The sequence below is a fragment of the Micromonospora sp. GCM10011541 genome, from assembly GCF_042650725.1.
In the GTDB taxonomy this organism is placed as follows: domain Bacteria; phylum Actinomycetota; class Actinomycetes; order Mycobacteriales; family Micromonosporaceae; genus Micromonospora; species Micromonospora sicca.
Window position 1 is genome coordinate 60,513 of sequence record NZ_JBHSBP010000010.1, and the last position, 15,877, is coordinate 76,389.

Genomic DNA, 15,877 nt, shown 5'->3' on the forward strand with positions numbered 1-15,877 from the left:
AAGGGGCGCTCCCGACGACGGGAGCGCCCCTTTCCTCGACTGCGGGCTCAGCGCCGGGCTGCGGCCAGCTCGCGGCGTCGGTCCCGGGACGACTTGACCAGGCTCGCCGCGGTGGCCACGGCCAGCGTGCCGAGGATGACCGTCAGGGAGAGCCAGATCGGGATGTGCGGAGCCCAGCCGACGTGCCGGCCGCCGTTGACGAACGGCAGGTTGTTGTCGGCGAGGGCCTCCAGCACCAGCTTCACCCCGATGAAGCCGAGCACCACGGCCAGGCCGTAGCTGAGGTAGATCAGCCGGTCCAGCAGCCCGCCGAGCAGGAAGTAGAGCTGTCGCAGCCCCATCAGCGCGAAGACGTTCGCGGTGAAGACCAGGTACGGCTGCTGGGTGATGCCGAAGATCGCGGGAATCGAGTCGAGGGCGAAGATCAGGTCGGTGGTGCCGATCGCGATCATCACGATCAGCATCGGGGTGAAGAGCCGCCGGCCGTTCTGGTGGGTGGTCATCTTCGCGCCGTCGAAGTCCCGGGAGATCGGCAGCGCCTTGCGGCTCCACCGGATCAGCAGGTTCTCGCTGAACTCGTCCTCGTCCGGCTCGCCCTGCCGGGCCAGGTTGACCGCGGTGTAGATCAGGAACGCGCCGAAGATGTAGAAGACCCAGGAGAACTGGGCGATCAGCGCGGCGCCGGCGGCGATGAAGCCGCCCCGCATGACCAGTGCCAGCACGATGCCGACGAGCAGCACCTTCTGCTGGTACTGCCGGGGCACCCCGAACCGGGCCATGATGATCACGAAGACGAAGAGGTTGTCCACCGAGAGGCTGTACTCGGTGAGCCACCCGGTGTAGAACTGGCCGGCCGCGCTGGGGCCGGAGGTGAGCCAGAGGCCGACCCCGAAGAGCAGGGCCAACCCGACGTAGAAGCCGACCCAGAGGCTCGACTCCCGCACACTGGGCTCGTGGGGGCGCCGACCGATGATGAAGAGGTCGACGAGCAGGACCGCCGTCATCGCGACGAGAGTCCCAGCCCACACCCATCCGGACACGTTCAATTCCATCCTCCGGCAGACACGCAGCGTCGGGCACACCGTACGCCGGGTGAGGGGCCGGGGTGCGTCGACGCTGACTCTGGTGACTGTCGGAGGTCTCTTCCGCCACCGACCCGGTGACGGGCCACTGACCGACGGAGCCGGGTCGTGCCGCCAGGGTCGGCGGCCGTCCGTGCTGACGACTCCGTCGCGGGGGAATACTCCCCTCCTCGGCCGCCATTCTTCACCATCCGGGGTGGCCGGCGCATCTCCGGCGGCCCCGATTGACGATGGGATCACTTTTCGGCGTGCCGCGGGCCGCGCCCGCTACGGCATCCTAGGAGGCTAGGTGTGCCTTCGGAAGGCGCGCAGCGGGCGCCTCAGGAGGCGGGCTGGAGCGGGTCGGCGAGCGGCCAGCCGGCCGCCACCGCCGTGGCCAGCCGCTCGGCGTGCCGCCCACGCAGCTCCACCACCGGCACCCCGCAGTTCGGCGGCCTGCTGCAAGACCCCTGCCCCCACGCGGCACGGGCGCCGTGCGAGGCTTCGGGAATGGTTCTTGAGGTCGCGCTGATCGACGTAACGCCCGGGCACGAGGACGCCTTCGCCGCCGCGTACGCGCAGGCGTACCCGATCCTTACCGGCACGGAGGGCTGCCGCTCGGCCCGGATGACCCGGGGCGTCGAGTCCCCCTCCCGGTTCGTGCTGCTGGTCGAATGGGACTCGGTCGAGGCGCACGACGTCAACTTCCGGCAGAGCGACCGGTTCCCGCAGTGGCGCGCGCTGATCGGCCCGCACTTCGCCGGCCCGCCCCTGGTCGAGCACTTCGTCGACGTGCCGGCCTGACCTGTCGTACCCCCCGGTTAGCGTGCGTGCGACGCGCCGGCCGCCGGTCCCGACGGGCATCGGGGGCGCCGGGCCCGGTGGCCGCGCGCCGACACCCCGTGCGGGGGTGGCCAGTGACCGGTCCGGGCCAGGTCAGCGGCCGTTCGGGACGTCCGGCGCGGCGCGGGGGCGCGGCACCACCGGCTGCTCGGCCCACCGGGCCAGCAGCTCCGCCGTCTCGTCGGCCGGCAGCGCGACCGCGAGCAACCACTCGACCAGCCGCTCGTACCGGGTCACCTCGGTATCGGTCACCAGGCGCAGGTCGCTGGTGAGCGTCTCCACCAGCACGGTCCGCGGATCGGCCGGGTCCGGGAACGCGTAGTGCGAGAACCCGGTCAACGGGTGGATGCCGCCGTGGGGCGCGGCGTCCCGCGCCACCAGCCGGACGGTGACGTTCGGCCGGTCGGCGAGGGCCACCAGGTGCCGCAGCTGCTCCCGCCAGACCTCGACCGGCGTGCCGCCGCGGTCACAGGCCCGCTCGTCGAGCAGCGCGGTGTAGTCGGGTGGGTCCGCCCGGCGCAGCACCTCCTGCCGCGCGAGCCGGGCCCGCACGTCGGCCTCGACGTCCACCTCGTCGTCGAGCAGCGCGCCGGCGGTCACCCGCAGGCGCGCGTACGCCGGGGTCTGGAGCAGCCCGGGCACCACGGCGGGCTGGTACTCCACGAGGCGGGCGACGCCCGCTTCCAACTCCGCGTACGCCCGCTGCCGCTCCCCCATCTCGCCGAGCGCCTTCGACCAGCCGCGGCCGGTCGCCGCGTCCCGGGCGATGACGATGAGCGCCTCCCGCTGGCCCGGCGGCACCGCGTAGACGTCGAGCAGGTCGAGCACGTCGGCCAGATCCGGCCGGCTCTGCCCCAGCTCGATCCGCGACAACTTGGACGTGGACGCCCAGCCGAGCCGGCCGCAGACCTGCTCCAGGGTGAGCGACTCCCGGTGACGCAGCCGGCGCAGCTCGGCACCGAGCCGCACCCGCCGGATGACAGGACTTGCTGACAACGGCATTCCAGCCTCCCACCGACGGAGAGTACGCACGGCCGTCACTCAGGGCAATACCTCCCTTGCGGAGTGCGACCGGCGGTCGGGTGCGCGGCATGGGATCGGCCTTGGGGCGCATCGGCGACCCGGGGCCACGGCGGACGCCTCCAGCCCTTCCCGGTGCTCGACCCGCCCCGCCTCGGTCTCGGCCGGATCAGGGCCGGTAGCTGCCGAACGACCAGACGTGGCCGGCGAGGTCGCGGGCGGCGTAGTCGCGGGAGCCGTAGTCGGTGTCGAAGGGTTCCCGGACGATCTCGGCGCCCGCGGCGCGGGCGCGCGCGCAGTGCGCGTCGACATCGTCGAGCGCGACGTAGACCGACCAGTCGTCGTCGGCCGGTCGGGGCCGCGGCCCGGACCGCTCGCCGAGCATGATCATGCCGGTGTCCAGGGTGAGCTCGGCGTGCGCCACCGAGCCGTCCGGGGCCTCGTGCACCGCGTGGACAGTGAAACCGAACGCGGTGCAGAGCCAGTCGATGGCGGCGCGGGCATCGGGATACCTGAAGATCGGATAGATGGTTCGCATTCCGCCAGTGTGCGCCCCGCCGGTCACCCCGGATTGGACGAATGTGACCTGGCCAGGCTGGCCGGGGTCGCCCCGGCGAACTCCCGGAACTCGCGGATCAGGTGGGACTGGTCGCAGTAGCCGTGGCGGACGGCCAGCTCGGCCGCGCCAGCCGCGGCGCCCTCGCCCGCCTGCCGGTCGCCGGTCAGCGCCGCGTGCGCCGCCGCGAACCGGAGCAGCCGGGCGGTGGTCTTCGGGGGGAGCCCCACCTCGCGCCGGAACACGGTGGCCAGGTGACGGCGGCTCCAGCCGAGCTCCTCGGCGAGCGGGCCGACGCCCACCCGCCCGGCACTGCCGGCCAGCCGTCGCCACGCCCACTCCAGCCGGGGATCGACCTGCTCGGCGGCGGCCAGCCGCGCGGCCAGGGCGGCGTCGAGCAGCTGGAACCGACCGGGCCAGTCGGGCGTCTCGGCGAGCCGGCACCGAAGCCGGTCGAGCCACCCGCCGGGGAACCGCTCCACCGCCACCGCCCGGTTGGCCAGCTCGCCCAACGGCACGCCGAGGATCCGGCGGGCCGCCAACGGCGCCAGCAGCAGCTCCACCCCGGTGCCCACCCCGACCGTGCGGGTCAGGCAGTACGCGTCGAAGGTGCCGGCCACGAAGGAGTCGACGCCATGCGCCCCACGCTCGGCGCACCTCGGGTCGACGACGTCCAGCGGCGCGCCCCAGCCGAGGATGAGCACCACGAAGGCGCCGGCCGCCTGCCGGCGTGCCACCGGCAGCTCCGCCCGCTCGCGGTAGCCGACGTACCGGTCGACGAACGGCCGCAGCCGGACGTCGGGCCGACCGACGACCACCTCCAAGGTCCCCATCCCCGGCCTCCGTCCGTCACCTCACGCCGGCGGCGTCCATCCCCCGCAGTTCCTTCTTGAGGTCGGCAACCTCGTCGCGGATCCGGGCCGCCAGCTCGAACTGCAGCTCGCGCGCGGCGGCCAGCATCTGGTCGTTGAGCTCCTGGATCAGGTTCGCCAGGTCGGCCCGGGCCATCCCCTCCCGCGAGGGGGCGGCACCGCCGGCCCGACTGCGGCTGCGGGTCTCCTTGACCGGCGCCTTGCCCCGGGAGAGCTGCCGCGCCGCGCCGCCGACCCGGCTGTCGGTGTCCTCGGCTTCGCGGTAGATGTCGTCGAGGATGTCGTGGATCTTCTTGCGCAGCGGCTCGGGGCTGATCCCGTGCGCCTCGTTGTGCGCGACCTGCTTGGCCCGCCGCCGGTTCGTCTCGTCGATCGCGGCCGCCATCGACGGGGTGATCTTGTCGGCGTACATGTGCACCTGGCCGCTGACGTTACGCGCGGCACGGCCGATGGTCTGGATCAGCGACCGGCCGCTGCGCAGGAAGCCCTCCTTGTCGGCGTCCAGGATCGCCACCAGCGACACCTCGGGCAGGTCGAGGCCCTCGCGCAGCAGGTTGATGCCGACCAGCACGTCGTAGTCGCCCTTGCGCAGCTCGCGCAGCAGCTCGACCCGGCGCAGCGTGTCGACCTCGGAGTGCAGGTAGCGCACCCGGATGCCGTTCTCCAGGAGGTAGTCCGAGAGGTCCTCGGCCATCTTCTTGGTCAGCGTGGTGACCAGCACCCGCTCGTCCCGCTCGGTGCGTAGCTTGATCTCGTGCATCAGGTCGTCGATCTGCCCCTTGGTGGGCTTCACGATGACCTCGGGGTCGATCAGGCCGGTCGGTCGGATGACCTGCTCGACGAACTCACCCTGGGCCTGCTCCAGCTCCCACGGGCCCGGGGTGGCGGAGAGGAAGACCATCTGGCCGACCCGCTCCAGGAACTCGTCGAAGCGCAGCGGCCGGTTGTCGGCCGCGCTCGGCAGCCGGAAGCCGTGGTCGATGAGCATCCGCTTGCGGGACGCGTCGCCCTCGTACATGCCGCCGATCTGCGGGATGGTCACGTGCGACTCGTCGACCACGGTGAGGAAGTCGTCCGGGAAGTAGTCGAGCAGGCAGTGCGGCGGGCTGCCGGGCAGCCGGCCGTCGATGTGCATGGAGTAGTTCTCGATGCCGGAGCAGAAGCCGACCTGGCGCATCATCTCGATGTCGTACGTGGTGCGCATCCGCAGCCGCTGCGCCTCCAGCAGCTTGCCCTGCCGCTCCAGCTCGGCCAGCCGCTCGCCCAGCTCGACCTCGATGCCGCGGACCGCCCGCTCCATCCGCTCCGGGCCGGCCGCGTAGTGGGTGGCCGGGAAGATCAGCAGGTGGTCGACCTCCCGGACCACGTCGCCGGTGAGCGGGTTGAGGTAGTAGAGCTTCTCCACCTCGTCGCCGAAGAACTCAATCCGCAGCGCCAGCTCCTCGTACGCCGGGATGATCTCCAGCGTGTCGCCGCGGACCCGGAAGGTGCCCCGCTGGAAGGCCATGTCGTTGCGGGTGTACTGGATGTCGACCAGCCGGCGCAGCAGCTTGTCCCGCTCGATCTCCTGACCGACGGCGACCCGGACGGCCCGCTCGAGGTATTCCTCGGGGGTGCCCAGGCCGTAGATCGCCGAGACCGTCGCCACCACGATCGTGTCGCGCCGGGTGAGCAGCGACATGGTCGCCTTGTGCCGCAGCCGCTCGACCTCCTCGTTGATCGAGGAGTCCTTCTCGATGTAGGTGTCGGTCTGCGGAATGTACGCCTCGGGCTGGTAGTAGTCGTAGTAGGAGACGAAATACTCCACCGCGTTGTGCGGGAGCAGCTCGCTGAACTCCTTGGCCAGCTGGGCGCAGAGGGTCTTGTTGGGGGCGAGCACCAGGGTCGGCCGCTGCAGCCGCTCGACCAGCCACGCCGTGGTGGCGCTCTTGCCGGTGCCGGTCGCGCCGAGAAGCACCGTGTTGCGGTCGCCGCGCCGGACCCGGCGCTCAAGATCGTCGATGGCTGCCGGCTGGTCGCCGGCCGGCTGAAACTCGCTGACGACCTGGAAGCGGCCGTCGAGCCGGGGAATGTCGAGCGCCATGACCACAACGGTACGCCGCAGGTCCGACACTTCCCGGCCGACCACGGAGGGTCCGTGATCGGCTTCGATATTCCCATTGTGTGCCACATCTCACGCGGCTAGGCTCTTCACGTAGGCCGCTCGCGGCGGCCGACCGGGCCGGCGGCCCCCCTCAGGGGACGGCCGCCCCCGGCACCGAGGGTCGCAGCACCCGGACATCACGGCGTGCGCATCCGACGTGGTCGCGCTGGAGGCGCTGACCGGCCGCCGCGAGCGCCCCTGCTCGTCACCCGAGTCCGGCAGCCGCGTTCTCCACGTGTGGAGAGCTCTCCCGGGCGGGCCCCCCGCCCCACCCCCGCACCCGCCGCCGGCCGCGCCCGACGCCGCCGGGCCGCCACACCGCCGACCGAGACGGCCGCACCGCGTACCGGCATCACCCCGGCCGACTCCGGGCCGGAGCCCGACCCCGGGGCCGAGCCGAACGGCGTGGGCCGCCGACGGCGGCGGCCGGGCCGACGCCGGAGCACCCTGCTCGCGCTCGGGGTGGTGGCGGCCGCCTCCGCCGCCGCCCTGGTCGCCGGGCTGTTGAGCTGGGGGCCGTCCGAGCCGGCCGACCCCGCCCGCCCGCTGAGCGCCGCCGAGGCGGAACGGCTGGCCGCGATGCGAGTCACCGCCCACCGGGACGTCCGCTCCGGCGTGCACGTCACCGTCGGCGCCGGGCCGGCCCGGACCGAACTGGTCGGCTGGGTCGACTGGGCCCGCCCGCTGGTCTACCTGGACGTCGGCGGTCCCGGTGCGGGCGCGGACCGGGGCCTCGTCCAGGCCACGCCGACCGTGCTGGTGGCCCGGCCGGACCCGACCGCGGCGGCCACCCCCGCCCCGCCGCCGCTGGTGCCCCCGGCCGACCGCTGGCAGCTGCGCGAACCGCCCCCCGAGCGCGGCCTGGCCGCCGTGCTCGACCTGCTCCTCGCCCTGGCCGCGGACCGGCCCGACCCGGTCGCCGTCGGGGCGCGCTGGCTGGGCCGCGAGTCCACCGCCGGCACGTCGGTGGACGTGCTGGAGGCGCCGCTCGCCGCCGGCCCGGCCGCCGTGGCCCCGGCGACGCCGGCGCCGGTCCGACAGTTCCGGCTCTGGCTCGACCGGGACGCCCGGTTGCACCGGCTGGTGGGGCGGCTGCCCGACGACACCGAGGTCACCGTGCAGCTGGAACGCAGCGACCGGCCGACCCTGCGCCCGGTGGACGCGCTGGGCGGCCGTCCCGGCCTGCCACGGGCGCTCACCGACGCCGAGGCCGTCCGGTTGGCCGGGCTGCCGACCCGGCTACGGGCCGCCGGTGGCGCCGCGCTGACCGGAATCGCGCCGCTCGGCCCGACCAAGAACCTGCGAGCCGCCGGCTGGCTGAGCTGGGCGGGTTCCGCCGCGTACCTGGCGGTGGGCGAGATCGGCACGCCCGGACGCCGGACCCTGCTGCGTCACCAGGCGGGCCGGGTCGCCCGGGTGGAGGTACCGGCGGACGGCGGCACGACGCAGCCGCCGGCCCGGCCGCCGCTGCCGCCGCCGGCCGGCCTCCCCTGGCCGCGCCCCACGCCTCCGACCGACGACCTGGACCGGCTGGTCGGCGCCGCGCTGGGAGCCGTCGGCACGCCGGCCGACGCCCGGTCGGCGGTCCGGCTGCGCGCCGACCGGCTGGCCGACCGCACCGTCGACGTCGTCGAGCTGCGGGAGCACGGGGCGCAGCTGCGCTACTGGATCGACCGGGAGGGGCTGCTGCGCCGGGTGGAGCTGCGCACCGGGCGCGGCGTGTGGGCGCAGCTCGATCTCACCCCCGCACCGGTCCCGGCGCTGCCCACGACCGCGTTTCCGTCGACGGCCCGCTGAGCGGGCCCGTCAGGGCCGCCAGCCGGTCCGCCCGGCCCACTCCTCGGCCCGCAGGTGCTCCTCGTCGAACCAGGGGTCCTTCAGCGTGCCGTAGGTCGCGCCGTCCGGCGCCGACGCCGCCAGCTCCCGCTTGAGCTGCAGGTAGGCGGCCCGCTGGTCCGGATCGGCGCGCAGGTGGTCGCGCGTCAGCAGGGCGTACCGCCAGCCCGGCGAGCCGGTCACCCGCAGGTGCAGGTACACCGGGCGGCCGGGATCGGCGCTGCCGTGCAACCGCTTCTCCCACCGTCCGCCGCCGGGGGGACGAAGGTTGTCCCACCAGTCGCCGGGCAGCCGGGGAAAGCCGCCGTCGGCGAGCCGCTCGGCGATCGGCCCGTCCGCCTCGGCCAGCGACGGCACCCCGAGCTGGATGTCGATGACGTCCTTCGCGGCGAGCCCGGGCACGGCGGTCGAGCCGATGTGCTCGATGGGCAGGTCGGCGGGGGCGAGCGCGTGCCGGATCCGGGCGGCCAGCCGGGCGTACTGCTGCGGCCAGGTCGGGTCGGGCTCGGTGAGCACCACCCGCTCCGGACGGACCGCCCGCCGCGCCCGCACGTTCTCCTCGTAGGGGACCAGCCGGTCGCGCCACAGGCCGTCCACCGCCGCGTGCAGCTCCGCCAGGTCACCGTCGTTGCTCAGCACCACGTCGGCCGCCGCCCGCCGGCGGGCGTCGTCGGCCTGCGCGGCGATCCGCCGCTCGGCCTCCGCGCGGTCCATGCCGCGGTCGCGGGTCAGCCGCTCCAGCCGGGTGGCCACCGCCGCCTGCACGACCACCACCAGGTGATACGTCGGCGCGAGCCCCACCTCCACCAGCAGCGGTACGTCGTTGACCACCACGGCGTGCGGCGGCGCCGCGGCGACCAGCTCGGCGGTCCGCGCCCGGACCCGGGGATGCGTGATCCCCTCCAACCGGCGGCGGGCCTCCTCGTCGGCGAAGACGACCGCGGCCAGCGCCGCCCGGTCCAGCGCGCCGTGGGCGTCGAGCACCCGGTCGGAGAAGGTCGCCACGATCTCGGCCAGCCCGGCGCTGCCCGGGGCGACCACCTCGCGGGCGACCTGGTCGGCGTCGATCACCACCGCGCCCAGCGCGGCCAGCCGGGCCGCCACGGCGCTCTTTCCGGAGCCGATCCCACCGGTCAGTCCCACCATCAGCACCGGACCAGTCAACCCGATCACCAGCCCGCCGCCAAACCGGGCCCGGCCCCTGATCCGGACCCGTGGGCCGCCCGGCGGTCCGACCGGCTCGCCCCCGGGTCGGCCCGGGCGGGGCGGTCGACGGCAGTTCCCGGATGTGGGGGGCATCAGGGCCGTCCGGACAGCCCCACCTCGCCGAACTGGTCCACCCGGTCCGGGGGGTTCGCGTGGCGGCAACGGCGAGGGCCCCGCCCCCGGCGACCCGGTGGAAACCGGATCGCGGGGCGGGGCCCGTCGTCGTCAGCGGGTCACTTGCCGCCGGCGAGCTTCTCCCGCAGAGCGGCGAGCGCCTCGTCGGTGGCCAGGGTGCCGGCCGGCTCCTCGGCCTGCCGGCTCGGGGCCGTGGTGGTCGTGGTGGTCGTGCCACCGGCGGACACGGGCGGAGCCGGGTTGGCAGCGGCCTCGGCGTCGGCGGCCCGGGAGGTCTGCACCTGCTTGGTGTGGGCCTCCCAGCGCTGACGGGCCTCGGCGTACTGGTTCTCCCAGGTCTCGCGCTGCTTGTCGTACCCCTCGAGCCACTCGCCCGTCTCCGGGTCGAAGCCCTCCGGGTAGATGTAGTTGCCCTCGGCGTCGTAGGTCGCGGCCATGCCGTAGAGGGTCGGGTCGAAGTGCTCCTCGCCCTCGACGAAGCCCTCGTTGGCCTGCTTGAGCGACAGCGAGATCCGGCGGCGCTCTAGGTCGATGTCGATGACCTTGACCATGACCTCGGAGCCGACCTGGACGACCTGCTCCGGGATCTCCACGTGGCGCTCGGCCAGCTCGGAGATGTGGACCAGGCCCTCGATGCCGTCGTCCACCCGGACGAAGGCGCCGAACGGCACCAGCTTGGTGACCTTACCCGGCACGATCTGCTGGATCGCGTGGGTGCGGGCGAACTGCCGCCACGGGTCCTCCTGGGTCGCCTTCAGCGACAGCGAGACCCGCTCGCGGTCCAGGTCGACGTCCAGGACCTCGACCTCGACCTCCTGGCCGACCTCGACGACCTCGGACGGGTGGTCGATGTGCTTCCAGGAGAGCTCGGAGACGTGCACCAGGCCGTCCACGCCGCCCAGGTCGACGAACGCGCCGAAGTTGACGATCGAGGAGACGACGCCCTTGCGGACCTGCCCCTTCTGGAGCTTGTTGAGGAACTCGGTGCGCACCTCGGACTGCGTCTGCTCCAGCCAGGCCCGGCGGGACAGCACCACGTTGTTGCGGTTCTTGTCCAGCTCGATGATCTTGGCCTCGAGCTCGCGGCCGACGTACGGCTGCAGGTCGCGCACCCGCCGCATCTCGACCAGGGAGGCGGGCAGGAAGCCGCGCAGCCCGATGTCGAGGATGAGACCACCCTTGACGACCTCGATGACCGAGCCGCGGACGACACCGTCCTCGTCCTTGATCTTCTCGATCGTGCCCCAGGCCCGCTCGTACTGCGCCCGCTTCTTGGAGAGGATCAGACGACCCTCCTTGTCCTCCTTCTGGAGGACCAGGGCCTCGATGTGGTCACCGACCGAGACGACCTCGGCGGGGTCCACGTCGTGCTTGATCGACAACTCCCGAGAGGGGATGACGCCCTCGGTCTTGTAGCCGATGTCGAGCAGGACCTCGTCCCGATCGACCTTGACGACGGTGCCTTCGACAATGTCGCCGTCGTTGAAGTACTTGATGGTCTCGTCGATCGCGGCGAGGAAAGCCTCCTCGGAACCGAGATCGTCGTGGGTGACCCGGGTGGCGCTCGAGGGGGCCTCGATGCTGCTCGTCATGTGGGCGGTTGCTCCGGTCGGATGGGTTGTCACAGCAGGCGTGGTGTCGCGGTGACCTTTTCGCGCCAGCGGATCCGCCTCCGGGCACACCGAACGATCGCCAAGTGAAGATCATTAGTGGCTCCGGTGACCGCGCACCTGCTCCCTGCCGAGGCACACGATCCGCGAGCGCATCGTCTAGCCTACCCGCTGCATTACCACAGCGTGCAAGCCCTCCCATGTCCTCGCGACCTCGTCAGCTGCGAAAGCGGAGATTTCGAACGGTAAGGTGCCACGCCTGTCTCGTCCGTCACACCGGCAACCATCCGTCCCACCCGTTCGGCGCGGCCGACCGACGGGCGACGGCGCACGGGGCCTAGCGTGAGCGCGTGGATGACGACAGGGTGACCCGACGCCGGGTCGGCGACGCCGAGGTACGCCGGGCCAACCGGGGCTGGTGGGACACCGACGCCGACGACTACCAGGCGGAGCACGGCGGGTTCCTGGGCGAGGTGGACTTCGTCTGGTGCCCCGAGGGATTGCGCGAGGCCGACGCCCGGCTGCTCGGCGACCTGACCGGGCGCCGGGTGCTGGAACTCGGCTCCGGCGCCGCGGCGGCCGCCCGGTGGCTGGCCACCCAGGGCGCCCGGCCGATCGCCCTGGACCTGTCCGCCGGCATGTTGCGGCACGCCGAGAGCGCCGCCGCCCGCACCGGCGTACGCGTCCCGCTGGTACAGGCGGACGCCCTCGCCCTGCCCTTCGCCGACGCGGCGTTCGACACCGCCTGCACGGCGTTCGGCGCGATCCCGTTCGTCGACGACTCGGCGGCGGTGATGCGCGAGGTGTTCCGGGTGCTACGCCCCGGCGGCCGCTGGGTCTTCTCGGTCACCCACCCGATGCGCTGGATCTTCCTCGACGACCCCGGCGAGGGCGGGCTGACCGCGGTCCACTCGTACTTCGACCGCTCCCCCTACGTGGAGCAGGACGAGCACGGGGTGGCCACGTACGTCGAGCAGCACCGCACCCTCGGCGACCGGATCCGGGAGATCGTCGGCGCCGGGTTCCGCTTCCTGGATCTGGTGGAGCCGGAGTGGCCCGCGGGACACGAGGGGATCTGGGGGCAGTGGAGCCCGCTGCGCGGCCGCCTCTTCCCCGGCACCGCCATCTTCGTGGCCGAGAAGCCGGCCGAGCGGTAGCCGTCGTTTCCGCCCGCCGGCCCCGGGTACCCGGTGGGCATGGCTGAGAAGGAGTTCCGCAGGGGCGACCACGTCTCCTGGGCCAGCCACAGCGGGCGGGCGCACGGCGTGGTCAAGGAGAAGCTCATCGACCGGACGCACATCCGCGGGCATCCCGTGAACGCGTCCGCCGAGGACCCGCAGTACCGGATCCGCAACGACGACTCGGGCCGGGACGTCGCCCACCGCCCGGAGGCGCTGCGCCGTGAGCCGAAGTGACGAGGGCCGGGACACCTATCGGGAGTTCACCGAGGCGGTGAACATGAAGCCCGGCGAACTGCGGAACTGGCTGGAGTCCGACCAGTCCAAGCACGTCGGCTGGCGCAAGAAGGGCACCAGGGGCGGCGAGTCGGTCGGCCACGAGTCCGGCCGCAGGATCATTGAGCTGCTGCGGCGCAAGCGCGAGCAACTCTCCGAGGGCGATTACAAGCACATGCGCAAGGTCGTCGGGTACGTACGGCGGCACATGGCGCAGCGACCGAGCGGCGACGTCCGTGAGACCCGGTGGCGGTACTCCCTGATGAACTGGGGCCACGACCCCCTCAAGGCTCCGCTTCCGCCGCCGGGCGGGCCGTCCCGGCGGGCACTGGAGCGGCGCGGCGCCCCACCGAAGGCGCGCCGCGGACCGGGACGGTAACCCGCGGATCAGTGGTCGGCGCTGTTCCAGTCGCGGCCCTCGCCGACGGAGACCTCCAGCGGCACCGACAGCGGGTACGCCTCGCCCATCTCCTTGCGCACCAGCGCCTCCAGGGTCTCCCGCTCGCCAGGGGCGACCTCGAGGACCAGCTCGTCGTGCACCTGGAGCAGGATCCGGGAGCGCAGGCCGGCGTCGCGCAACGCGCTGTCCACGTGCAGCATGGCGACCTTCATGATGTCGGCCGCGGAGCCCTGGATCGGGGCGTTGAGCGCCATCCGCTCGGCGATCTCCCGGCGCTGGCGGTTGTCGCTGACCAGGTCGGGCAGGTAACGCCGGCGGCCGAGGATGGTGGAGGTGTAGCCGTCCTGGCGGGCGCGGGCGACCACCTCCTGCAGGTAGTCGCGGACGCCGCCGAAGCCGGCGAAGTAGTTCTCCATCAGCCCGCGCGCCTCCTCGGCGCTGATCCCGAGCTGCTGGGAGAGGCCGAACGCGCTGAGCCCGTACGCCAGCCCGTAGTTCATCGCCTTGATCTTGCGCCGCTGGTCGGCGGTGACGGCGCCGACCTCCACGGAGAAGACCGACGAGGCGGTGGCGGCGTGGAAGTCGTGGCCGGAGTTGAACGCCTCGATCAGCGCGTCGTCCGACGACAGGTGCGCCATGATCCGCATCTCGATCTGGCTGTAGTCGGCGGTGAGCAGGCAGTCGTAGCCCTTCCCCACCACGAAGGCGCGGCGGATCCGCCGGCCCTCCTCGGTGCGGATGGGGATGTTCTGCAGGTTGGGCTCGGTGGAGGAGAGCCGGCCCGTCGCGGCCACCGTCTGGTTGAAGGTGGTGTGGATCCGGCCGTCGTCGGAGACCGACTTCAGCAGCCCGTCGACGGTCGACTTGAGCTTGGCCACGTCCCGGTGGCGCAGCAGGTGCTCCAGCACCGGGTGCGGCTGCTGCGCGTAGAGCCACTGCAGGGCGTCCGCGTCGGTGGTGTAGCCGGTCTTGATCTTCTTGGTCTTCGGCAGGCCCAGCTCGGTGAAGAGGATCTCCTGGAGCTGCTTGGGCGAGCCGAGGTTGAACTCCCGCCCGACGGCCGCGTACGCGCCCTGCGCGGCGGCCTTCACCTCGGCGGCGAAGTGCGCCTCCAGCTCCGACAGGTAGTGCGTGTCGGCGGCGATGCCGGTGCGCTCCATGGCGGCGAGCACCCGCATCAGCGGCAGCTCCACCCCGGCCATCAGCCGCAGCGACTGCTCGCCGTCGCGGGTCAGCTCGGCGTCGATCGCGTCGGCCAGGTCGAGGGTGGCCCGGGCCTGGAGCATCAGGTTCTGCTCGGCCTCGCCGTCGTTGCCCAGCCCCTCCAGGGTGAGCTGGCCGGTCTCCGGCGCGTCGACCCGCAGCTCCCGGTGCAGGTAGCGCAGCGCCAGGTCGGTGAGGTCGTAGGAGCGCTGGTCGGGGCGGGCCAGGTAGGCGGCGATCTGGGTGTCCCGGGCGATGTCGGCCAGCTCCCAGCCGTGCGCGGCGAAGGCCAGCACGACGGGCTTGCTGTCGTGCAGCACCTTGGGGCGCTCGCCGTCGGCCAGCCAGCCGGCGAGGGCCGACTCGTCTGCCGGGTCGAGGGTGGCCGGGTCGAACCAGGCGGCCGCGCCGGCGGCGGTGGCCAGGGCCATCCCGGTCACCGTGGCGGTGTGCCGCCGGTTGGGGCCGGTGTCGAGCTTGACCGCCAGGCCGATGGGAGTGCCCGCGGGGGCGTGCGTCTCCAGCCAGCCGGCCACCGCCCCGGGCTCGGTGAGCATCTCCCCGGTCAGGTCGAACCCGGCCTCCGCCTCCGGCTCCACGGCCTCCAGGTACTGGTACAGCCGGTCGCGCAGGATGCGGAACTGGAGGGTGTCGAAGACCTGGTGCACGGCCTCCCGGTCCCAGCCCTGCCAGCGGGCGTCCTCGGGACGGACGGGCAGCTCCAGGTCGGAGACCAGGCAGTTGATCTCGTAGTTGCGGATCACGTCGGCGAGCCGCTCGCGCAGGCTGTCGCCGGCCTTGCCCTTGATCTCGTCGGCCCGGGCGATGACGCCCTCCACCCCGCCGTACGTGTTGATCCACTTCGCGGCGGTCTTCGGGCCGACACCGGGGATGCCGGGCAGGTTGTCGCTGGTCTCACCGACCAGGGCGGCCAGGTCGCGGTAGCGCTGCGGGCCGACGCCGTACTTCGCCTCGACCGCGGCCGGGTCCATCCGGGCCAGGTCGGAGACGCCCTTGCGCGGGTAGAGCACGGTGATGCTGTCGCCGACGAGTTGGAACGCGTCCCGGTCGCCGCTGGTGATCAGCACCTGCATGCCCTGGTCGCGGGCCTGGCAGGCGAGGGTGGCGATGACGTCGTCCGCCTCGTACCCCTCCTTCTCCACGACCGGGATGCGCAGCGCGGCGAGGACCTCCTTGACCAGGCTGACCTGACCCTTGAAGTCGGTCGGGGTCTCGCTGCGGCCGGCCTTGTACTCGGCGTACTTCTCGGTGCGGAAGGAGCGGCGGGAGACGTCGAACGCGACCACGATGTGGCTGGGCTGCTCGTCGCGGAGCACGTTGATCAGCATCGAGGTGAAGCCGTAGACCGCGTTGGTGGGCTGACCCGTCGTGGTGGAGAAGTTCTCCACCGGCAGGGCGAAGAACGCCCGGTATGCCAGGGAGTGTCCGTCGACGAGGAGCAGGCGCGGCGTCGTAGCTGTCACGGCAGCGACTCTAGTCCGTACGACCGACATCCCTTCGGCGGCGGCACCCGCGCC

13 protein-coding genes are annotated in these 15,877 nt (G+C 72.9%); 5 read left to right on the forward strand and 8 right to left on the reverse strand.

The features are described from left to right. Nucleotides 1-47 precede the first annotated feature (47 nt). Nucleotides 48-1,046, reverse strand: coding sequence for a TerC family protein (locus tag ACFOYX_RS04680; RefSeq protein ID WP_322442076.1), 999 nt, complete (start codon nucleotides 1,044-1,046; stop codon nucleotides 48-50). 525 nt (nucleotides 1,047-1,571) lie between these two features. Between ACFOYX_RS04680 and ACFOYX_RS04685 the strand changes: the two genes are divergently transcribed. Beyond that, the gene (locus tag ACFOYX_RS04685) at nucleotides 1,572-1,865 is read left to right on the forward strand and encodes an antibiotic biosynthesis monooxygenase (protein ID WP_322442075.1); all 294 of its coding nucleotides are present in this window, start codon (nucleotides 1,572-1,574) and stop codon (nucleotides 1,863-1,865) included. A gap of 132 nt (nucleotides 1,866-1,997) precedes the next feature. Here the strand turns inward: ACFOYX_RS04685 and ACFOYX_RS04690 are convergent, their stop codons facing one another. The 4 genes from ACFOYX_RS04690 to uvrB form a co-directional block, all read right to left on the reverse strand. Continuing rightward, complete coding sequence (locus ACFOYX_RS04690) at nucleotides 1,998-2,906, reverse strand: helix-turn-helix transcriptional regulator (protein WP_322442074.1); 909 nt, start codon at nucleotides 2,904-2,906, stop codon at nucleotides 1,998-2,000. Between the two features lie 187 nt (nucleotides 2,907-3,093). After that, the gene (locus ACFOYX_RS04695; protein WP_109802555.1) at nucleotides 3,094-3,462 is read right to left on the reverse strand and encodes a VOC family protein; all 369 of its coding nucleotides are present in this window, start codon (nucleotides 3,460-3,462) and stop codon (nucleotides 3,094-3,096) included. Nucleotides 3,463-3,485: 23 nt separating this feature from the next. Next, nucleotides 3,486-4,313, reverse strand: a complete 828-nt coding sequence (locus ACFOYX_RS04700) for a helix-turn-helix domain-containing protein (RefSeq protein ID WP_322442073.1) — start codon at nucleotides 4,311-4,313, stop codon at nucleotides 3,486-3,488. 16 nt (nucleotides 4,314-4,329) lie between these two features. Then, complete coding sequence (uvrB, locus tag ACFOYX_RS04705) at nucleotides 4,330-6,435, reverse strand: excinuclease ABC subunit UvrB (RefSeq protein ID WP_322442072.1); 2,106 nt, start codon at nucleotides 6,433-6,435, stop codon at nucleotides 4,330-4,332. 297 nt (nucleotides 6,436-6,732) lie between these two features. Here uvrB and ACFOYX_RS04710 point away from each other — a divergent pair, with 297 nt between their 5' ends. Then, nucleotides 6,733-8,292, forward strand: coding sequence for a hypothetical protein (locus tag ACFOYX_RS04710; RefSeq protein WP_322442071.1), 1,560 nt, complete (start codon nucleotides 6,733-6,735; stop codon nucleotides 8,290-8,292). A 9-nt stretch (nucleotides 8,293-8,301) separates the two neighbouring features. Here the strand turns inward: ACFOYX_RS04710 and coaE are convergent, their stop codons facing one another. After that, nucleotides 8,302-9,483: a dephospho-CoA kinase gene (gene coaE / locus ACFOYX_RS04715; RefSeq protein WP_322442070.1), complete on the reverse strand. Its 1,182-nt coding sequence runs from the start codon at nucleotides 9,481-9,483 to the stop codon at nucleotides 8,302-8,304. A gap of 287 nt (nucleotides 9,484-9,770) precedes the next feature. Then, a complete protein-coding gene (gene rpsA, locus ACFOYX_RS04720; RefSeq protein ID WP_109800659.1) occupies nucleotides 9,771-11,264 on the reverse strand; it encodes a 30S ribosomal protein S1 in 1,494 nt (497 codons plus the stop codon). 368 nt (nucleotides 11,265-11,632) lie between these two features. On the opposite strand from rpsA, the gene ACFOYX_RS04725 reads away from it, so the two are divergent. From ACFOYX_RS04725 to ACFOYX_RS04735, 3 genes are read left to right on the forward strand one after another with little or no spacing between them, the layout of a single operon-like run. Continuing rightward, on the forward strand, nucleotides 11,633-12,439 hold the full coding sequence (locus tag ACFOYX_RS04725) for a class I SAM-dependent methyltransferase (protein ID WP_322442069.1): 807 nt from the start codon (nucleotides 11,633-11,635) through the stop codon (nucleotides 12,437-12,439). A 39-nt stretch (nucleotides 12,440-12,478) separates the two neighbouring features. Next, on the forward strand, nucleotides 12,479-12,697 hold the full coding sequence (locus ACFOYX_RS04730; protein ID WP_322442068.1) for a DUF2945 domain-containing protein: 219 nt from the start codon (nucleotides 12,479-12,481) through the stop codon (nucleotides 12,695-12,697). Beyond that, complete coding sequence (locus ACFOYX_RS04735) at nucleotides 12,684-13,115, forward strand: DUF3140 domain-containing protein (protein ID WP_109800662.1); 432 nt, start codon at nucleotides 12,684-12,686, stop codon at nucleotides 13,113-13,115. Before ACFOYX_RS04730 ends, ACFOYX_RS04735 begins: the two co-directional genes overlap by 14 nt. Nucleotides 13,116-13,123: 8 nt before the next feature. Here ACFOYX_RS04735 and polA read toward each other — a convergent pair whose 3' ends face one another. Continuing rightward, nucleotides 13,124-15,823: a DNA polymerase I gene (polA, locus tag ACFOYX_RS04740; RefSeq protein WP_322442067.1), complete on the reverse strand. Its 2,700-nt coding sequence runs from the start codon at nucleotides 15,821-15,823 to the stop codon at nucleotides 13,124-13,126. Between the last annotated feature and the right edge of the window lie 54 nt (nucleotides 15,824-15,877).